11 protein-coding genes, 4 pseudogenes and 1 riboswitch are annotated in these 21,239 nt (G+C 42.2%); of the genes and pseudogenes, 9 read left to right on the forward strand and 6 right to left on the reverse strand.

Annotated elements, in window-relative coordinates:
- Positions 1–24 precede the first annotated feature (24 nt).
- Positions 25–564: a phycobiliprotein lyase gene (locus V7K31_RS21265; protein WP_335096681.1), complete on the reverse strand. Its 540-nt coding sequence runs from the start codon at positions 562–564 to the stop codon at positions 25–27.
- 525 nt (positions 565–1,089) lie between these two features.
- On the opposite strand from V7K31_RS21265, the pseudogene V7K31_RS21270 reads away from it, so the two are divergent.
- From V7K31_RS21270 to V7K31_RS21280, 3 genes and pseudogenes are all read left to right on the forward strand, one after another.
- Positions 1,090–1,743 (forward strand): annotated as a pseudogene (locus V7K31_RS21270) (efflux RND transporter periplasmic adaptor subunit); the annotation flags it as partial.
- Positions 1,744–1,767: 24 nt separating this feature from the next.
- A pseudogene (locus V7K31_RS21275) lies at positions 1,768–4,971 on the forward strand (efflux RND transporter permease subunit).
- A 422-nt stretch (positions 4,972–5,393) separates the two neighbouring features.
- Positions 5,394–5,921 carry a hypothetical protein gene (locus V7K31_RS21280; protein WP_335096682.1) on the forward strand — a complete coding sequence of 176 codons (528 nt, stop codon included), beginning with the start codon at positions 5,394–5,396 and terminating at the stop codon, positions 5,919–5,921.
- 208 nt (positions 5,922–6,129) lie between these two features.
- On the opposite strand, the gene V7K31_RS21285 is transcribed toward V7K31_RS21280, so the two are convergent.
- Positions 6,130–7,188, reverse strand: a complete 1,059-nt coding sequence (locus tag V7K31_RS21285) for a glycosyltransferase family 4 protein (protein ID WP_335096683.1) — start codon at positions 7,186–7,188, stop codon at positions 6,130–6,132.
- Positions 7,189–7,509: 321 nt separating this feature from the next.
- Here V7K31_RS21285 and V7K31_RS21290 point away from each other — a divergent pair, with 321 nt between their 5' ends.
- Together V7K31_RS21290 and V7K31_RS21295 are read left to right on the forward strand one after the other, a co-directional pair.
- Positions 7,510–9,918, forward strand: coding sequence for a GH116 family glycosyl hydrolase (locus V7K31_RS21290; RefSeq protein WP_335096684.1), 2,409 nt, complete (start codon positions 7,510–7,512; stop codon positions 9,916–9,918).
- A 1,452-nt stretch (positions 9,919–11,370) separates the two neighbouring features.
- Positions 11,371–11,840, forward strand: a pseudogene (locus V7K31_RS21295) (HetP family heterocyst commitment protein).
- Between the two features lie 781 nt (positions 11,841–12,621).
- On the opposite strand, the gene rpe reads toward V7K31_RS21295, so the two are convergent.
- Positions 12,622–13,329 (reverse strand): ribulose-phosphate 3-epimerase, encoded by a 708-nt coding sequence (gene rpe / locus V7K31_RS21300; protein WP_335096685.1) that lies wholly within the window; start codon positions 13,327–13,329, stop codon positions 12,622–12,624.
- A 238-nt stretch (positions 13,330–13,567) separates the two neighbouring features.
- On the opposite strand from rpe, the gene V7K31_RS21305 reads away from it, so the two are divergent.
- Complete coding sequence (locus V7K31_RS21305) at positions 13,568–15,163, forward strand: S8 family serine peptidase (RefSeq protein WP_335096686.1); 1,596 nt, start codon at positions 13,568–13,570, stop codon at positions 15,161–15,163.
- Between the two features lie 71 nt (positions 15,164–15,234).
- Positions 15,235–15,374, forward strand: a riboswitch (cobalamin riboswitch).
- Between the two features lie 97 nt (positions 15,375–15,471).
- Positions 15,472–16,095: pseudogene (locus V7K31_RS21310) on the forward strand (energy-coupling factor ABC transporter ATP-binding protein); the annotation flags it as partial.
- Between the two features lie 172 nt (positions 16,096–16,267).
- On the opposite strand, the gene V7K31_RS21315 reads toward V7K31_RS21310, so the two are convergent.
- Together V7K31_RS21315 and V7K31_RS21320 are read right to left on the reverse strand one after the other, a co-directional pair.
- Positions 16,268–17,290 carry a serine hydrolase gene (locus V7K31_RS21315; RefSeq protein ID WP_335096687.1) on the reverse strand — a complete coding sequence of 341 codons (1,023 nt, stop codon included), beginning with the start codon at positions 17,288–17,290 and terminating at the stop codon, positions 16,268–16,270.
- Positions 17,291–17,732: 442 nt separating this feature from the next.
- On the reverse strand, positions 17,733–18,671 hold the full coding sequence (locus V7K31_RS21320; protein WP_335096694.1) for an ATP adenylyltransferase family protein: 939 nt from the start codon (positions 18,669–18,671) through the stop codon (positions 17,733–17,735).
- A 209-nt stretch (positions 18,672–18,880) separates the two neighbouring features.
- On the opposite strand from V7K31_RS21320, the gene V7K31_RS21325 reads away from it, so the two are divergent.
- On the forward strand, positions 18,881–20,143 hold the full coding sequence (locus V7K31_RS21325; RefSeq protein ID WP_335096688.1) for an HhoA/HhoB/HtrA family serine endopeptidase: 1,263 nt from the start codon (positions 18,881–18,883) through the stop codon (positions 20,141–20,143).
- A 77-nt stretch (positions 20,144–20,220) separates the two neighbouring features.
- On the opposite strand, the gene V7K31_RS21330 is transcribed toward V7K31_RS21325, so the two are convergent.
- A complete protein-coding gene (locus V7K31_RS21330; protein ID WP_335096689.1) occupies positions 20,221–20,409 on the reverse strand; it encodes a hypothetical protein in 189 nt (62 codons plus the stop codon).
- Position 20,410: 1 nt separating this feature from the next.
- On the opposite strand from V7K31_RS21330, the gene V7K31_RS21335 reads away from it, so the two are divergent.
- The gene (locus V7K31_RS21335; RefSeq protein WP_335096690.1) at positions 20,411–21,169 is read left to right on the forward strand and encodes a hypothetical protein; all 759 of its coding nucleotides are present in this window, start codon (positions 20,411–20,413) and stop codon (positions 21,167–21,169) included.
- Positions 21,170–21,239: the final 70 nt, after the last annotated feature.

Here is a 21,239-nt window from a genome sequence, read left to right on the forward strand (position 1 = left end):
AGGAAACCGCACCCACGAGATAAACTAATCCACTCTCTTTTCTAAATATTGACCAATCATCAACTCCTGACTTGCACGGGAGATGATGGTTTGTCTGGTGCGGTATTTGCTGCCAATTAGCTTTAACTCTTCTTCAAACACTGAACCACTGTACTCAGTTCGCAAAAACAGTGTTTTCGGGTTGGAGAAATAATACTGGGCGGTGACTGGTTTGGATATGGCAAAACCGCGATCGCGATATAAAATGTTTCCCATAACTCCAAATAATGTTGAACCTTGCGACTCTTTCCTGGCCTTCAGCACGTCCGTACTTTCCCATGTAACTGCTGCACCACAGATCAAACTACCTGTATCACGCAAATCGTGCATTTGAGCTAGTTTTTGCAATTCATCACAGCCCTGCTCTAGAAAATTGATCGTAACTATACTCTCCATCTCCTTGGTTTCTCCCTCTGGGAGGGTGTAGTAGCGTCGTTGCGATCGCCACTTTCCCATTGATTCCTGGAAAAATTCCCAAATCTGGGATTCGTCAGCAGTTTGTGCAATTTTTAGCAATGATGTCACTCGTAACTTTCCTCACCTAATATTTGGCGGCTGTAGTCGATATCGGTCTTTTCTTTGCTGTATATGCGATCGCTTGAGCAAAAGATTACAGCCTCAAAAAAAGCAATATATGTTTACTATTCTTAATATATTAGATCAGGCGTAAAAATTACTAGGCATTTTGCTATCGTAAATTTGGCTATATAAGCCTAAGTACAGTTATTTGATACTGCCCATTTTAGAAGTAGGGGCGTAAAAGTCTTATATCTTCAGGAAACGCAAGTCTTCTACTAGCGGCAGATTGCAAGAAATTTAAAAATATTTATACTAAGTTAAGAATTGCATCGTCAGCTAAAAAGCTGTCTACTCGATGTAATGAGTTAAAGTGGTGAGAATTTTTCGTGATAAAAAGTAGTTTTTGATACAAGATTCTGCAAGAAGATAGCTAATTGACCTCGCCGCTTTTCATTAGTCATAATCTCTCAAAATTACTTGGTAATGCACGGCTGTTTAACCCCAAAAGCTCCCCAAATAGGAGAAAAATAAATGATTTTGGACATAAATAAGCCGCAAAAGCAGGCGAAAATCTCATTTTTCGCAGCCGCTAACCAGGTAATTAATATCCTGTTAGATTCAGTTGTGAATACTGATGTGGCTGTCGCAAATGTAAAGAGTAGCGTTGACACAAAGGTGTCTTCCCCTTTTGCACCTATACTATTGATTCCCTGTTTGCTGGGGATAGGACTGCTGACAGCGAATTGTGGAGCGTTGCCCAAAGAATCGGCTGATGCAGAATCTTAGAGTCCTGGTAGTGGACAACGTGTTAATGCAACGTCTGTAGATGTGGCGATCGCTCGAACTGACTTGCTGCAAAAACAACCAGAATATATAGGTAATACAGCACCCTTTCGGATTGTATCAGTGCGATCGCAAGTAGAAGCACGGTTATTGGCTCTGAACCTTGATGTGGGCGATACAGTAAAGCTTGGGCAAAACGTCGGGCAGTTAGATGATGCCATACTTTCGACCGAATTAAAGCAAACAGAAGCAGAACTAGCAGCCCTGAAATCAGAAGTAGCAAGGGCAAACAATCAGGTAAGCAATGCCCGTGCAGAGGTTGAACGGGCGCGGCTAGAAGTGTTACAAGCTCAGGCAGACTCAGAACGGCAGCAGAAGTTGTTTAAAGCCGGAGCGATCGCTATCCGCCAACACATTGGCACACTCATGCTCACCGTGGCAGTAATTGTCATTGGGGTATTTTTTCTCACAACCATTCAAGTCGATCTTCTACCGTCAATTACCTATCCACGAATTGGCGTCCGGCTAGAAGCTCCTGGTATTTCACCAGAAGTAGCAGTAGATGAAATCACCAGACCCTTGGAAGAAGCTTTATCGGCAACCGAGAATGTAGTACAAGTTTTCTCTCGTACCCGTGAAGGACAGGTAAGCCTCGATTTATACTTCCAGCCTGGAGGCGATATTGACCAAGCCCTAAATGATGCTACTGCTGCTTTTAACCGAGGCCGAGGGCAACTGCCAGATACGATAGAGGAGCCGCGCTTATTTAAAGTCGATCCTTCCCAATTGCCGGTTTATGAATTGGCACTGACATCTGCCTCGTTGCCAGGTAAAGATTTACGCGTATTTGCTGATGAAGAGTTAACCCGTGAACTCAGTGTCGTGCCGGGAGTCGCCTCAGTTGATGTATCTGGTGGTGCTGAGGAAGAAGTACGAGTGCTTGTTGACTTAAACCGATTGCAAGCTTTGGGCGTGGGGTTAAATGATGTATTGGCTGAATTAACAGCCCGTAACCAAGATACTTCTGGTGGTCGGATTCTGGGGCAAAATTCTGAGCCATTGACGCGGACTGTCGGACGTTTCCAAAATGCCAAGGAAATTGAAAACCTTTCCTTGGAAGTTTCCTCTTCTTCCCCTGCCTCCTCTGCTTCCCCTGCCTCCCCTATTCCTTCCGGCCGCGTTTATTTGCGAGACTTTGCGGAGGTAATTGACGACACAGAAGACCAGCGAGTATTTGTTTACCTCAATCGTCAGCCTGCGGTGAAATTTTCAATCCAAAAGCAGCCGGAGGCGAATACGATCACAGTTGTAGATGCTGTGAAGCGGCGAATTGAACAATTACGGCAATCGGGTTTAATTCCAGCAGACATGACTTTGAGTCCCACCACAGATGAATCTGTGTTCATCCGTAATTCTTTAAATGATGTCATCTTTTCGGGGATTTCTGGAGCATTGTTAGCAGCCGCAGCAGTGTTGTTGTTTTTGGGATCATTCAGGCAAACATTTATTATCAGTTTGACGATTCCCCTGTGTACTCTAGCAGCGATCGCTCTGATGAAAATATTTGGCTTGACTTTGAATGTGTTTAGTTTAGCAGGTCTAACATTAGGAGTCGGCCAAGCAATTGATACATCGGTTGTGATCCTAGAGAACATTTCCGAAAAAGCCGAGATGACTCCCAATCAAAGAGAGAGCAAAGAAGGGGATTCGGGGAGAAATTCCAAATTCTTTATTGACAGTGCGATCGCTGCTTCCCAAGAAGTAGAATCTGCTTTAATTGCTGCTACAGGTGCCAACTTAGTTTCTGTAGTGCCATTTCTCTTAATTGGCGGCTTTATTGCACTGCTCTTTAATGAACTGATTTTGACAATTAGCTTCGCAGTCGCAGCCTCTCTTGTCGTTGCGATTACAGTAGTGCCAATGCTGTCTTCTCGACTCTTAGCAATTCCCTGGTCTAGTCGGATAAGTGAATTTTGGCTGCTTAGACAGTTTAATCACCGATTTGAAGATGCTACACGGGGATACGGTAACTTTTTAACCAAGATTTTACGCTATCGGCTCCTCGTAGTTACGGCTGCTTTGCTAATTTTAGGCGGTAGTAGCTTCTTGATGTTTGGTCAAATTCCTCAAGAAATTTTACCCCGGATCAGTACTGGTCAAGCTAACTTGAGAGCGCAGTTTCCTCCCGGTACACCTTTAGCAACTTCAAAGAAAGTTATGCAAATTGTCGATGACATTTTGCTCAAACAACCAGAAACCGAGTCTGCTTTCACAACCGTGGGTGGTAATTTATTTGGCAGCAATACTACAGAAAATCCTTTACGTGCCAGCAGCACCATCAATCTAAAACGAGGCACAGATGTCGAAGCCTTCGTCAAAAAAGTAACTCAGGAATTTAACAAACTCAACTTAGCAGGAATTCTGCTGCGCCTCACTCCTGGTCAGGTGCGGGGTTTAATCTTGAGTAATTCTCCAGTGCAAGGGTCAGAAGTTGACGTGATTCTGCAAGGTGAAAATGAAGAAAACTTAACGCAAGCAGGGGCGCAAGTGTTGCAAGCATTGCAGGAAAGGGCAAAATTAGCGACATTCCGACCAGATGCCGACCCCCGACAACCGGAAATCCAAATTCGCCCTGACTGAGAAAGGGTTTCAGCTTTAGGGTTGAGCGCTCAAGAAATTGGTGCAACAGTTCAAACAGCAATTGAAGGTTCAGTTCCCACGCAAATTCAACGCGGTAATCGTTTAGTTGATGTGCGGGTACAGCTAAATAAGGAAGCCATTCAGCGTCCTTCCCAGCTAGAGCAATTACCGCTATTTACAGAAAACAATCACCTAATCCGCCTTTCAGATGTTGCGAACATTCAAGAAGGTCAAGCGCCTGGTGAGGTGCAACGGATTAATCAACGCCAAGCTTTTATTGTGGCAGGTAATCTCAGCGAGGGAGCTAGTCTTGGTGAAGCGATCGCAGAAGTCAACCAGGTACTTGAGGATGTAGACTTACCTGATGGCGTTTCAATTGTGCCTAGTTCTGCCCAAGAAACTAATCAGCAGCTTCAAGATGCTTTAAAAACTTTGGGGGCATTGGCAGTCTTCTTAATCTTTGTAGTCATGGCAGTGCAATACAATTCGCTGATTGACCCGTTGGTAATTATCTTCACCGTACCACTGGCGTTAGCTGGAGGAATTTTTGGACTTTACATTACCCATACTGCAATTGGGGCAACTGTAATTGTTGGTGTCGTGTTGCTGGTGGGAATTGTGGTGAACGCGGAAATTCTCATGGTGGAACTGGCGAACCAAATTCGGGAAGAAGAAGGTTGCACTCGCCAAATTGCGATCATCAAAGCTGCTCCTCAACGCTTGCGCCCAATTATCATGACCACAGTTACTACCATTTTGGGACTGTTTCCCTTGGCATTGGGCATTGGTGAAGGTTCTGAGTTTTTGCAGCCTTTAGGAATTGTAGTTTTCTTTGGGATGGCGATGTCTACGACGGGCTACGCCTACGCAACAATGCTGACACTATTTATCATCCTCTGTTTTTATATTCTGCTGCACGATTTGCTAGGTGGAAATTGGGCAAAACCAGTGTTTATAAAGTTACGTAGATTTACGAAAAAATTTATTTGAGTTACTGAGAGGGATTAATATAAAACTACCCCCTCCCCTAATACTCAACCTTCCTTATCAAGTTTGTTTCTCCCCAACTCCTCCATTGCCCATAACCCAACCTGCCCTACCCTTTTGCACATGATGTTTATCCACAGGATTTCAAGGCATTACCCTTCGTTAGGGCAGGACTCGCAAAGGGCTGGTTAGAAGAAGCAGCCTAGTACACCATATTTAACGCTTGTCAAGTAGCTGTCGGTAGTTGTTATCGAAAAGTATCCAGCTATAAACTTTTCCTGAAGTTGAATAAGTTTATTTGCTCATACATAGAATTGTCGGGAGTGGATACTACCGCAGTAGCCCATAACCACCCAAAGCTGACGATTATTTCTAGTTAACATCATCGACTACTGAAATTACTAGGCTATCTGGAGAAATTTATTATGCTAGGGTCATTTATCCGCAGCCCTTTTAATGCTGCCACGTTAACGATTTGTGTATTGTCGGCACTCACTATTCCGGACTTTGTGAATCTGCACAAAGCCGAAGCTGAATCGATAACGGATTGTCGCAAATTGGTGACAGGCACGTATCTCACGACAAATTCTGGTAACTTCGGTTCGTTTCGTGGGATTACAACGTTCAGTCAAGATGGCAACTTTGTTTCTAGTGCCTCAGTCCAAAGTAATGTTCCCCCTTTTCAACCTTTTGGTAATATACAGGGCAGTTGGAAGTGTACCTCCGACAGAGAGATTACTGCCACGGGACTTGACTTTAATTACCCAACAGCGACATTACCCGGCAAAATTACCAGAACCGATTATCGTGCGACATTTGATCCGAAAGCTGGGATAGTGCAAGGAACAGTAACACTGAGGTTGTTCTCACTAAACGCAAATCCGCTCAAAGATAATGTCCCACTAGAGTTGACGTTCACTTTCACGGGGCAACGTATAAATCCTCCACAGTAACCCACTACAGGGAAAATAGGACACATTCACCCCTGTACTGTTGCTTTGGATGCAAACACTTTCAAATCAAAAACCCTCTCTCATACCTGACTTTTCTTGTTAATGTTCCAGATGTAGCTAATAACTTTCTCAATGCCACCGGGTACGATATAAATAGCTTGGTCTTTGACTTAAAAACGCGCCCTCGTCATTCATGCGGGGGAGTGCGTCAATCTGTAATTAATTCACGATACACTACCAGTGTTTCCTGATGAACGCGGGCAACACTCAGCCACTCTAGGTTTTGATTTGCCCGTTGTTTCCACTCGTGCAGCATCTCGCCACTACTCAGTAATTGCACTAAAACCCCAGCCAAAGCATTACTATCTTTTACTGGCACTAAAAGACCTGCTTGCCCATTGTCCAAAGCTTCAGGAATCCCATCTACTTGAGTTCCAACGATCGCAGTTCCAGCTTCCCTAGCTTCCGAAAGTACCAGAGGGCAAGGGTCACGATGGGAAGCCAACACAAATATGTCACAAGATATCAGATAGCGTTGAGGTTCCGGCTGGAAGCCTTCAAAATGAATGCGTTCTTTTACAGAAGTTGCTTGTGCTTGTGCCTCAAATAGCTGTTTATCAGGGCCATTTCCTACCAAATAAAGGTGCGCTTGGGGAAAATCTGAGGCAATTTTTTCAAAGGCAGCGATTAATTCAGTAATTCCCTTACGTTGATACATCCCGGCTACAGTGGCGATCGCTGGACGGTGTAATGGTAAAGGTTGATAATCCTGTATTTGTCGCGTGCGGGGACTGCCCAAAGTTCCATTGCATACCACCCGCAACTTGTTTTCTGGGATACCGCGCTTTGCCATAGAATTTCGCACAGCCTTACTGACGGCAATTACCCTGTCAGCTAAACCCATCAGCAGACTGGAACGCTGAAATTCGTTATGGACTGTGGAAACTAAAGCATACTTATGTCCTTTAAAAATACGTGCTAGTATGACTCCGGTCATCATGTGAGCATGAACAATATTAGGCTGAAATTCAGCTGCGATCGCTCGATAACCCATAGCCGCTTTGATCATACTTATCGGTTTCCTCGTTTGGTCTAGTTGGTAGTGTTTGACGCCACAATTATTTAGTAATTTCTCATATTCACCACCAGCAGAAATAACTGCTACTTCATGACCAGATTTTGCCTGTAAACAAGCCAAGTCCACAGCCACATTCACAATACCGTTACCTATTTCTTGAACGTGATTCAAAATATGTATGATTCGCATAATCTTTGAGATATGTATAAAAAATCAAGATAAGTAACTGGGTATAAATCAATATAATTATTGAGGTCTTCAGCGATAACTCAAAAGTAGTCACTAGTGCGTAAAATAGACACTAACTACTAACTAAGAGTGCTTCTAACCAGTTACTTAGCTTAAAGACTTATTCAGTAACGGCTCAATAAATCGGGGTAAAACTCCAAAATTCTCAAAACTGAATCTGCTATTTCAGTATTATCACAAGAGCCGCACCCAAATGACTTGAGAAAAATCACACGTCGCGCTAGTCTTCATTGACGTAACTGCACGCTGTAACATTAGGCGATGACAAATCAACTCTCTCCAGAAATTCCCTTTTGCACTTGGAGCCGTCCCATCGGCTTAGGCTGGGACAAACCTTATACCGTCCGCTATGCAAGTAATATCGATGATGGTCCTTGGCATGGTATGCCTTTAGGCGGCTTTGGTGCAGGTTGCATCGGTCGTTCTTCACGGGGAGATTTTAACCTGTGGCACATCGACGGCGGTGAGCATACCTTCAAAAATGTCCCCGCTTGTCAATTCAGTGTGTTTGAATCCAATGGTACATCTTCCCAAGCCTACGCTTTATCTACGCAAGCGCCCGACGATCGCACTCTCAAGGCTTGGCAATGGTATCCGACATTCCCCGGCACAGAGGGGACGGGCAATTATCACGCGCTATATCCGCGTAGCTGGTTTGTATATGAAAATGTCTTTCAAGCACAGTTGACTTGTGAGCAGTTTTCACCAATCTGGGCAGGTAATTACCAAGAAACTAGCTACCCTGTGGCGATATTCCTCTGGAATGCTCATAACTCCACAGATGCACCTATTACTCTCAGCATTATCCTAACTTGGCAAAATATGGTGGGCTGGTTTACAAACGCCCTCAAATCTCCCCAAGTGCAGGTGCGCGATGATGGTAGTCCGGTTTACGAATATCAACCACGCTGGGGCGAAAGTCAAGGAAACTATAACCAAATTGTTGAAAATACACAACAGTTTGGCTGTGTTTTAGATCGGGTTGGCAGTAATGAACTTTTACAAGAAGGTGACGGAACTTGGTGTATTGCCACGGTGAAGCATCCCCAAGTGGAAATATTTCACCACAGCCGATGGAATCCTGAAGGAACGGGTGAGGAAATATGGCAAAGCTTTGCTAAAGATGGTTCTTTGCCTAATTATCTAGATCCGACTCCAGCAACAGAGAATACACAATTAGGGGCTGCGATCGCAATCCGTTTCACTCTCCAACCAGGCGAAACTCTCGAAATCCCCTTTGTCGTCGCTTGGGATTTGCCGATCACAGAATTTGCAGCTGGAGTTAACTATTACCGCAGATATACAGACTTTTTTAGTAAAAGTGGTAATAATGCTTGGGCGATCGCATCCACTGCCCTACAAGAATACCAAACCTGGCGATCGCAGATTCAAACTTGGCAACAACCCATTCTCGGCCGGGAAGATTTACCCGACTGGTTTAAAATGGCTCTATTTAATGAGCTTTACGACCTCACTAGCGGCGGTACTCTCTGGAGTGCTGCATCGGAACTTGACCCCATCGGTCAGTTTGCAGTGCTGGAGTGCTTAGATTATCGTTGGTATGAAAGTCTAGATGTGCGGTTATATGGCTCTTTTGCGCTGCTGATGCTGTTTCCAGAACTGGAAAAGTCGGTGATGCGGGCATTTGCACGGGCAATTCCTCAAGGTGATCATACTCCCCGAATCATTGGCTATTATATGACAATTAAGGCAGAAAGCCCGATTGCAGTTCGCAAAGTCGCAGGTGCAACACCCCACGATTTAGGCGCACCGAATGAACACGTCTGGGAGAAAACCAACTACACGAGCTATCAAGATTGCAATTTGTGGAAGGATTTGGGTAGTGATTTCGTCTTGCAAGTATACCGCGATTTTTTGCTCACGGGTGCTGACGATGTAGAATTCCTGGCAGACTGTTGGAATGCGATCGTTCAAACCCTCGACTACCTAAAAACCTTTGACCTTGATGGCGATGGGATTCCGGAAAATTCTGGTGCGCCTGACCAAACCTTTGATGATTGGCGGTTACAGGGTGTGAGTGCCTATTGTGGTGGCTTGTGGTTAGCGGCGCTAGAGGCTGCGATCGCAATCAGCGAAGTTCTATTAACGCACCGCCGAGGTAACGCAGAAGAGTTGGCGTTACAAAAATCCATCTATGAAGCTTGGTTGGAACAATCTCGCCCCATCTATGACCAAAAACTTTGGAATGGGCAATATTACAAACTTGATAGTGAGAGTGGTTCCGATGTGGTAATGGCAGATCAACTGTGCGGACAGTTTTATGCTCGTCTGCTGGACTTACCTGATATTGTACCGAGAGATCGGGCCTTCTCTGCTCTGAAAACTGTTTATGATGCGTGTTTTTTGAAATTCTGCAAGGGTGAGTTTGGTGCTGCTAATGGTGTTCGTCCTGACGGTTCACCGGAAAATCCTAAAGCTACTCATCCCCTAGAAGTCTGGACGGGGATAAACTTTGGGCTGGCGGCTTTTCTTGTGCAGATGGGAATGAAGGATGAAGCCTTGAGGTTGACGCAAGCTGTGGTGGAGCAAATTTACGACAATGGTCTGCAATTTCGCACACCTGAAGCTATCACCGCATCTGGTACTTTCCGTGCTAGCACTTACTTACGGGCAATGGCGATTTGGGGAATTTACTTAGTTATTAATTGATTGGCTATCAAAGTGGTTCTCATTTTGATGCAACACACGTAGGTTAGCACAGATGTGCTAACCTACGAACGGTCGTATTCCACGTACATAGCACAATACGCTTGGGTTAAGGATAATTGTAGGTTGGGTTGAAGATCGTGAAACCCAACAAAGCACGACAAATGTTGGGTTTCGTTCCTCAAACGCCACTTGCTTCTCCCAAAGGAGACACGCAAGAGACAAGTCGGGAAACCGCAAGGGCGCAGTGGCTCCCCAACCTACACAGTTTAAGGTTTTTGGCGCTAACCCAAGCGTATTGGTATATAGCAATCCTATTTGATTTCGTTCAAATCACAAGACTAAGATCCTCGACTTCTCTAAGAAGCCGGGATCTCGTTGTTCACGAATTATTTAGGATTGCTATAGTATGTGCATTGTCAAATGAAAGCAGAGTCTAGATTTCTGATTTTATTTTCTGAGTGTTTCCGGAAGCGAAAGAAAATTTCAGTAATGGTAAGAGTTGAAGGATTGAGAATTCAAGACTACCCTTTCAAAAAATGCAAATATTACTAGCTTTGAAAGCATCCCGTCACAGGTCTTTTGCTTAACTAAGTTGATAATAATTAAAACTATATATATTACTACTAACCACTAATTCTTTTTTTAAACTAGGCTATCTGTGATTCCTGGTAGATGATCATGATCAGTTTACAGTCATTTTATTTAGATAAGCTAAAGCTGTAGCCTTTGTATATCAATAGTTCCCAGGTTAATCAATAACATTATTTAATTGAAAATATTTAAAAAGATTTTCAAGACCTATGGCTACTCACGGGTTTTAAATTCTCTATACATTACTCTTTTTACAAGTTGCTTTAGCTTATGGTTAATGGTAATATTTTCTAGCGACTCGATAATAATAAAGGGTTTAAATTGATATCGGATGAGGGGTCTTACCCCTCATAAATTAGTAAAGGAGGACAAAATTAAAAGTTGCACAATATAGAAGTATGTATCGAAATACATCCAGTAAATTTAGCTTATAAATCTGCTAGTTTAGTAGATGACATTAGCTACAAAAAATAGTATAAATACGAATAGCCTTATTAACGCTCAAAGATCAATAAATTTTCTCTACTAGCCGAAAAAAATATGCAAAATTCCCGGAAAATGCTTAATTCAGCAGTAGTAAGAAATACAAGCAGGTGAACAGATAAAATTTTATTGAATTAGGAGTTGAAAAACTTTAAGAGGACAAAATTGTATCTATCAAGAGCCACGTGAAATTTTTGTTCTACCAGTTATATGAAAAGACAAAGGTAACTTTTTACCTTTCACTCTCATTGACGATATTTTCCCAGAAGCGATTAAACAGCTGCAAAAAGGCTAGTGCAGTTTGTAAATCTCAATTAAAACACCAACAATCGTAGAAACTGAACTAGTTTACTTCATCCCAGAAAACTAAAACCTATGATGAATCAAGACATTGCTGGCATTAGTAGTAACTTAGATAAGACAGTAAAGGCTCAACAATTCGACAAAGTAGTTGAAGCAATTCTTGCTGGAAAATATTCCTGGGCATGTGTTTTAATGCTGCGATTTGCTGGCTATAATCCTCTCCATTACATTCCATATCGCACCTACAATCGATTGCTAAAAGACAACTCTAAAGCCAGTAGAACAAATCAACAGCAAAGTGAAAACCTAAAAATGCTGAAACAGGCTAATGATTCAATATCTGATAGTAATGGATCATCAAGCTGCTTAGTAAAATCAAAGACCGAGCTTATTTGGAAGTAGTTGGAAAGCAAAAAACAGAAATTCGTGGTGGTAGTTTAGATCAGAGATTGACACACCAAATTAATGATCATCAATCAATTAAATCGCAATTAAATCCAGAAAGCGCTCAAGATATTTCCTTGAAACGCTGTGGATTTAATTAACAACTATTTGGAATCAATAGATTCTGTCCTAAACTTGATTAAGTGTCTGAGAGCCTGCTACGCTAATTTAAAATTTATAGCATGGCAGGTTTTCTATAACAGTGATTAATTATGATATTTTTTTAAAAAATCTGCCAATATGGCAAATATATACTGATGAAATTGGTAAACTAGTAAAAACTACAACTTAAACCAAAAAAGAGGTGATTGGCAAACAAGTTAATTTTAAAAAATAAAATCAATGATTAGTTCTGACTATGAAATAAATCAAAATGATTACAAGAGTAGTCAGCATTGCCTGGAGTAAATAACTCCTATACCAAGACCGATGATGCAACCGTTGCTATTGGTGGTTCTATTTTCGAGGAAGTCTGAGCAAAGAGAATTTGGAGCGGTAGCTTCTCCCAATCCAAACTTCACACAGCTTTCACCGACTGCAGACGGTGCGAATAATGCTTATAAAACTTTCTATACTGTTGTTGGTGTTGCTTTAGTTAATAAAGCAAACGCTTAACACCAATACCAGGATCGGAAATAGAAAAGTTTCGGTGAAATCGTTGTCTTGGCTGGTAGAACTAGTATCTCATACGCTTCTCTTTCGACTATTGTAATCCTAGTCCTCCCAACCTGGATTATCTGTGGTTTCTAAACTTTCAATTTATATAGCAACTACTGGAAGTTCAAAACTTGAATAGCTTCCAGTATTTTTATGTCTAAATAAAAATCAGGTGGGCAATTTGCTCACCTGATTTTTGTGGAGTACAGTTAATCAAAAAATGAATTAAACCTTGGCTAATTCTGGGGTAGGACGCTTGCTATTGCGAATTGCTGTAATCGCCTCAGCATAATCCTTGGCGTTAAATACAGCTGAACCGGCGACAATTGCATTGGCTCCCGCTTCTAAAACTTGCCAGGTATTATTTGCCTTCAATCCTCCATCAACTTCAATCCAAGGGTCAAGACCACGTTCATCACACATTTGACGCAGCTTGCGGATTTTGGGTAACACACCAGGGATAAAACTTTGACCACCAAAACCAGGGTTGACGCTCATAATCAGTACTAAATCGCACAAATCTAGAACGTATTCAATTAACTCTAGAGGGCTACCAGGATTAAGTACAACTCCAGCTTTCTTACCAAGCTCTTTAATTTGCCCCAAGGTGCGGTGCAGGTGGGGGGAAGCATTATGCTCGCAGTGTACGGAGATAATATCGGCACCCGCCTTAGCAAATCCCTCAACATACTTTTCTGGCTCCACAATCATCAAGTGGACATCTAGTGGCTTGGTCGTAACCGGACGAATCGCCTCCACAATCAGAGGGCCTATCGTAATATTAGGTACAAAACGACCGTCCATGACATCAACATGAATCCAATCCGCTCCAGCAGCGTCTATGGAGCGAATTTCGTCACCCAGACGACTAAAATCGGCTGATAGGATAGATGGAGATATTACAATGGGCTTTTGAGATAGGTTTTGAGTCATGGCTAGTGGGTTTTTAAGCGTCCTCGTCTGTACGCATTGTAACAAAACATTGAGCAAGACTCATAATTTTGATCCGGGCTTTTTTGGGGAATGGGGAGTGCTGGAAAATAATAACTCCTGACTCTTCGGCAGGGTTAGGGTAACGCATAGCTCAGTACAAGTCAGTCGAACGCTTTTTCCTTCAATCCCAAATCGAAAATTCAAAATCTAAAATTGAATGACCAATGACAAATTACAAATGACTAAAAAACTAACCTGGATAATTTGGGGATTAAGTGCTTCTTGTCTGAGTGCGCCGGTAATTGCTTCAGCTTTAGAATCTGCACTAGGAACTAATGGTATTGATGCTCTGAAGCTACACCAACCTCCTTATAATTTAATCGGTCGTAAGATTGCTATTGGTCAAGTGGAAATTGGCCGACCGGGAATGTTTGGGTGGGATAAGGCGGTATCTAAAAATCGTGCCATATCTTTAGCAGCAGTATTCTTACGCAATGGGCCAGCTAAATCAAATAGCGGTGTTGACTCCCACGCCTACAATGTTGCTGGTGTAATGGTGAGTAAAGACAAAGCCTTGCCGGGAGTTGCTCCGGGAGCGCAGTTGTATTCGTCTGCGGTGGGTTCTACTAAAAACATGGGTCAGGCGGAAGAGTGCTTATCAGCCCAGTACATAGCATTACAAAATGGTGGCGATGTCCGTGCGATTAACTTTAGCTTTGGTGAACCTCTGAGCCGCGATCCTCGACCGGATGCTACATTAGATGGCAATGCTTTGCTAACTTTATGTGTTGACTGGTCTAGTCGGGTTCATGATGTTTTGTATGCGATCGCAGGCAATCAAGGTAAGGGCGGTATTCCCATTCCTACAGATAATTTTAACGGATTGAACGTGGCTTTTTCATCCCGCAGAGGGGGAGTTTTTAACAAAGTAGACGTGGCTAATCTGGCCAGTGCTAACCAAGGAGTGAGTGGAAGGCTTGCTGGAAGGGAATTTAATCTTGGTGTCCGTCGCGCTATCAGTTTAGTTGCTCCTGGGAATAACATTCCTTTGCTCAATCCAGATGGCAAATTGAACAAGGTTACAGGTACCAGTTTTGCAGCGCCTCAAGTTACGGCTACTGTTGCTCTGTTGCAGGAATTTGGTGACAGACAAATGCGGGCAAAACAACCCCACTGGAGCATCGATTCTCGGCATCATCAAGTGATGAAAGCTGTATTGCTGAATTCAGCAGACAAAATCCAAGATAGCGGTGATGGCTTGCGGTTGGGAATGAGCCGAACGCTAATTGATAAGCAAAATCAAAACTGGCTAGATTCTGATGCTTATAAAGATCCAAAGATTCCCTTAGATGCCCAAATGGGAGCGGGTCATTTGAATGCATTTCGCGCTTATCAGCAATTTAGTGGTGGTGAATGGCCGCCATCAGCTGCGGTGCCAGCTATTGGTTGGGATTATCGTACAGTCAATGTTGGAACATCTGTTGACTATATATTAGCAAAACCGTTAAAGCAGGGAAGTTTTGTTGCTGTCACCCTGAGTTGGGATCGATTAGTGGAACTCAATGATAAAAATAAAAACCAGCAATATGACGTGGGCGAAAATTTTCGCGATCGCGGTTTGAATAATCTCGACCTATACTTAGTAAAAGCTGATGCTCAAAATTCAAATGCTGTTGCTGTTTGTTCCTCAATCAGCAACATCGATAGTGTAGAACATATTTTCTGCCCCGTTGTTGCTACTGGGAATTACAAAATCCGCGTCCAGTTTCGTCAAAAGCTCAATGAAGCGACTCAGCCTTATAGTTTAGCTTGGTGGAGTGTACCTATAAATTGAAATAGGCAGGCACAATTGTCATCTCTGGGAACTGTTTCGGTAAAAAATCGCGGCTCAAAATTAGTAATGGTTATATAGTCACTGCAATCGGTTCTGATGGGGAGCAGCCATCGGATGCAAGGGGGAAAGTCCGGTGAAAATCCGGCGCTGTCCCGCAACTGTAAACCAAAATTGGGTGAGTCAGGATGCCCGCCGGTTAGAATCAATTCGTTTACATATAGTGGTTCTCACTTGATTAAGGTACAAGAACCCTACCCCCAACCCCTTCCCCGCAAGCAAGGAGGGGGCTATGATGTACTTCATGTCAGTTAATTTATAACCGAAATTATCTTGGTAATTTACGGTAGAAGGTTGGACTAGTATTTCAAGATCCAGAACAACAATTAGTAGCTTCTACTGTTGAAGAAGATATATCTTACGGGTTATGTAATTTGGGTTTACCGGAACCAGAAATTAAAGACCGAGTAGAGCAAGCATTAGTTGAATTTGAATTGACTACTTTAGCAGAAAGACCAGTGCATCATCTGAGTTTAGGACAAAAAAAGCGAGTTTCTATAGCTGATGTGATGGTGTTGCGACCAGAACTGCTGGTTTTGGATGAGCCAACTGCATATTTAGATATAAAACATACTCGTAACTTAATAGCAACCCTGAAAAAAATTCATCAAGATGGAACTACTTTAGTAATGGCAACCCACGATTTGGATCTCGGTTATCGTTGGGCTGACTGGGTTTTTGTCATGGATAAAGGGTAACTGATGCTAGAAGGCAAACCACAAGATGTATTTAGCCAGCGTACTCTTTTAGAAGAGTTAGAGTTGGGCGTACCATTGATATATGAGATATTATTTGATGGGCTATCTGCTGAGTCAGGAGTAGTTATAGAACGAGTCGGAAAACGGATATTAGAACTATTTCGTAATTTTTCATGATTAGACAGTTAGACAATGTCAATAAATCAGGATATAATGCTTTTATAAACAATCCAAAAACTTAATCAGTGTATACAGTTTTGTTGTTTGTGATTCGCCATAAAACTTCTGCGGAGTTTGATATAACTTCTACTGAGACTTATGTTTGTATCCCGGTAAAAAACGTCAATAATTAAGGTAGATGGCTAACTTTTGATTGCTCAAAGTAGGCATACACCATCTGAGAAACTTGACGAATAAAAGCTGTTGCTCTCTCGTCATTATTCGGTCTTCGCACGAAAATTCCTGCTAAATAACGCTTTCCTGATGGTGTTTCAATGATACCCGCATCTCCAAGTACAAACCGTAGAGTGCCTGTTTTGTGAGCAATACTCGCCCCATAACCCAAACCAGACGGGAGTAAGCTTGTATTATGGCAACGAATCATGATACCTAAAACTTGAGAGCGACTTGTATTAGAAATTAACTGATTATTTGTAATCAAAGCTGACAATCGCACTAAGTCTTTTGCACTAGTTTTATTAGTCCCTTTAAAGTCTCCTAACATATTGTGAATCACAGTACTTTGCAATCCCCAAGTGCGAAACCTCTGATTTAAATTTGCCTTACCACCTAAACGGTCGATAATCATATTTGTAGCGGTATTATCGCTAATAGTCATCATTTTAGTTATAGTTTCTAAAAGACTAATCTTAGTTCCCACCCGCCGATACTGCATATCTCCAGAACCACCAGTAACGTGTTTACGTTGCATCACCAATGTCTCAGTTAGTTTGATTCTCTTTGTATCTATTCCTTGAAACAAAGCAATTAAAATAGGATACTTAATTGTGCTAGCTGCGGAGAAAGCTTGACCGCCATTGATATTTAAATAATCCCCTGTTTCTAAGTCCATAAAAAAGATTCCGGGAGTGAGGAATCTGTAGCGAGCAATTAATGCTTTAATTGGAGTTTTTAGTTCCGATATTTCTCGTCCTAAAGTAACTATACCAGTGTATTTAGGAATACCTATTGGGTTAAGAAAATCGCTTGAGGGAGTTGGGGGAATGAATTTTAGTTCTGGTAGTTGTAACTCTGATTGATTTCCACTCCCGCCATCTGCGCTGTCAACTTGATTCGTGTTGGAATTCGCCTTTACTGGCGACGAGAGTAGAATAATACTTGTGAGACTAAGTAATAACCAGCGTAGTTTCATGTAGTGTTGTGATGATAGTATTGCATTGACTTACAGAGATTTCCAGAGAAGTAAATGAAATCCGGATTGATTGATATAATATTCACTAAAATATCCCATATCAATAGATATAGATAACATAAATTACTGGAAGTTGGGGGATAAAAACTATGAATTCAAGTCAGAAGATGAGATAGATAGAATTTACATATATCCCATCAAGTAGTTATGTATTTAGACAAATAGTAAGGGATTAAGATTGCGGTTTAAGTTTTGCTAGCAGTGATTTATACATAGCGATCGCGATAAATCAAGCACCCGCAATTGAACCGATTAAACAAGAATGCAGAATCAATAATTTTACCTATACTGTAAATTATCACAGATGGGGAAGAGTAGTAAGGGCACAGCATTGCTGTGCCCTTACTACAGATTTGGTTCAAATACTTGAATTCTGCTGTAATTAGGATATAGCAACATTCTTGAGAATGGTCATCGGCCCTTGGGCTTTGAGAATCTCCATTTCTGCTGCATTCCGCACTAGCAAAGCACCAGCGAATCCTAATGAATTCACAGAGATAGACTGGAAATGCTCCTGCGATCGCGGTATAATCAACATCCATTCTCGTGTCGCTAACAGATTGTAAGCACCAGATTGCCTTGCATCTAAACCCACAGCATGTCGCAAGGTGCGATAAGCTTCTAGTGTTGCTTGGGCTGCTGCGAATGGCGACTGCATCCAATTGGAATTTAGTGGTGCGAAAGCGTGTATAAAAGGAAGTTTTGCTAAAGTTGCGTGGGCTTTGCCCACCGTTTGCGTAGCCGACGTACCAGAAGGTATTAAGTCCTGAAATTGTGCTGATGTTAGCAGAGGTTCAATAGGTATCTGCGGCCCTGAAGGTGCAAGTGGTAATGGCACTAATTGCAAGTGCTTGTGTCGCTGACTGGCACCTGCGGTTTTGCCACTGTTGTAAAATGCTAAACCATCGAAATCAGCTAGACATGCCCACATAGCCGTAAAATCTTCGAGGGTGAGTAAGCTTTCCTGTTCCTCGAAGCCACGGGTGATAATTAGCAGATGATAATCAACAACATTGAATTTATTCAAAATACATACATGGGTATCAGAGATATCCGCCACAAATAAATCCTCTTCGTAGGGTAAGAAAGGATTAAATTCTTGACTAGATATAGCAGATTGTTTTTCCTGCTTCTCCTTGGCGGCTTTTTTGCGATTCAGGTTAGACAAAATCCGCACTAAAAAGCGCACGTTATCCTGTTGGACAAATTCAAATTCCGTTGGTATTGACAGCAACGCCCCGCATTGCAAAGCATATTCCGTCTGCTCTTTGACACTTGTCCATAAAGTACCAGGCTTAAGTAGGATTTTCCCCTGTGCCATTTTTATTCCTTCAGGCATGGTGAAATATTTTAACAGTTTTAATTTCTTGTCGCTGACCAGTACCACGCTGTTCAGGAATTTATCCAGGCTATGCGATAATAACTTGTGTAATAAAGCAAACATTTCACAGTAACGCAATACCTCTGCAACAAAACTGTCATAAATTATATCTACATTAGTAATACATCTAAATATCCTTCCAGAGAGCAATGCAAAACCAATCTCGCGATGGAGAACACCCATCAAATAGCATTTTATCCAACACTGCTGATGCCAAATACCATAATCGAGCACCCTGGAAAAAGGCTGCTGCCTCTCTATCGCTGGTGCTGCTGGGATCGGGTATGACATTGGCAGGCGGCTATATGGCTGGACATTCTCAGCAGGTGTCTGAAAATGCATCTAATTTGGCAGTAAGTCGAGTAAATGCCGCTCCTCCATTAGCAGCCGGTACAGATCCTAACTTTGTTATCCAGGTGGTGCAAAAGGTTGGGCCAGCCGTGGTGCGGATTGACTCTTCCCGAACTGTAAAAACTCAGATACCAGATGAATTTAACGATCCATTTTTCCAACGCTTCTTTGGCTCTCAAATACCACAACAACAGAATCGGGTAGAACGAGGTACTGGTTCAGGTTTTATTATTAGTGCTGATGGTCGTATTCTCACCAATGCTCACGTAGTCGATGGTGCTGATACGGTAACAGTAACACTCAAGGATGGGCGTAGCTTTAAAGGTAAGGTGTTAGGAAAAGATGATTTGACCGATGTTGCTGTTGTCAAGATTCAGGCAGACAATCTACCGTTAGTAACCTTGGGTAACTCAGATAAACTGCAACCGGGAGAATGGGCGATCGCGATCGGCAACCCCCTTGGACTAGATAATACAGTAACTACCGGAATCATCAGTGCTACTGGACGCAGTAGCAATCAAATCGGTGCTCCCGATAAGCGAGTAGAGTATATTCAAACCGACGCAGCAATTAATCCCGGTAACTCCGGCGGTCCCTTGCTAAATTACCGTGGCGAAGTAATTGCCATGAATACAGCCATTATTCAAGGGGCACAAGGATTAGGTTTTGCTATTCCCATCAACACAGCACAACGCATTTCCAGTCAACTAATAGCTACGGGCAAAGTAGAACATCCTTATCTGGGAATTCAGATGGTGGGGTTAACACCTCAGCTAAAACAAAATATCAACTCAGATCCCAATAGCGGTTTGAGTGTGAATGAAGATAAAGGTGTATTAGTTGTGAAAGTTGTGCCAAATTCACCAGCTGCTAAAGCAGGGATACGTGCTGGTGATGTGATCGAAAAGCTTGGCGGTCAAGCAGTCACAGATGCCAGCAGTGTCCAAAAGGTAGTAGAAAATAGCCAAGTCGGGGGCGACTTACGTATGGAATTACGTCGCAATGGGCAGAATCTTAACATAGCTGTGCAACCTGGTGCTTTCCCCACACAAGTACAGTAATCGCTGTGGTCAGCCGTTTTGAGCGATTTTTGAGTAGCAAATGAGTAGTCTTAAAAATTTGGAGTTTCTGACCAAATTCAAGAAAACAAATAAAGCCGTCCTACTAATGACAGGAGGGCTTTATTTATTGGTATACATTTAGCACGGGCGATCGCGGTATCTACGTGCATCATCAATGAGCGTGAAACAAATACGGGAATTTTGCTGATGTCTTCACCTAGATATTCCCCGTATTTGTAGAGTTGTACCACCAACTCAAAATTCATTATGCAGCTTACGCTCATCCTTCAGCTAGAGATTGCTTTATTTCTTGCATTCCTCTTGCTGCTTATATGCATCATCAAACTTTTGCTTCAGAGGAAAGCTTTGTACCAGTACCAAAAATCCACAGAACTATTTAAGCAGTCTATAGACCAATACCAAGAATCTGTAGAGCTTTTCAGACAAGCTATAGATGAATACGAATTCCTACTTAAGGAACATGGAATAGATACATCAAAACTCAAAGCTAAAGCTCCCCCTCCCCACCAATCAATATCTCCACCACCTTTCCAATTCAAAGTAACTCAGGAGGAAATAGACATTAATAACAAGTATCTGCACAGTGAATTAATTGCTCTAACCAACAACGTAAACACAACTAATCAATTACTGGTAAAACAGCGCCAATTGTACCCAGGTAAATCTGAAAACTGGGTTTTGAAACAAGTTATTACTGACTTGAAGCTCAAAAAAACACAGGAACAACTACATTCAAAAACACCACAAATACAAACAGAAGTTTTTCTGTCTCCACCCTCAGATACGCCATTACCAGACCTCAAAAAAATGAAGAGGCAACCTAGTAAACCAAAAGGAGTGTCCAAGAATAATCCTTTGTACAAAGAACTTCTTAATTTAATTAGTGGCAATGAAGAAATTGCTAATCGGTTGATTACACGTCAGCAACAATTAAATCCAGATAAATTAGAGAACTGGATTTTGGAAAAAGTTGTTGGCGACATAAAACGTGATCGGGGTGTTTGATGAATCTAAGCGATCGCCCGTGAGAAAATCTTATTTTGTACTGAGCGATTTATCGCTTCTTCAGATTTAT

The sequence above is a fragment of the Nostoc sp. genome (genome assembly GCF_036917675.1).
In the GTDB taxonomy this organism is placed as follows: Bacteria; Cyanobacteriota; Cyanobacteriia; order Cyanobacteriales; family Nostocaceae; genus Nostoc.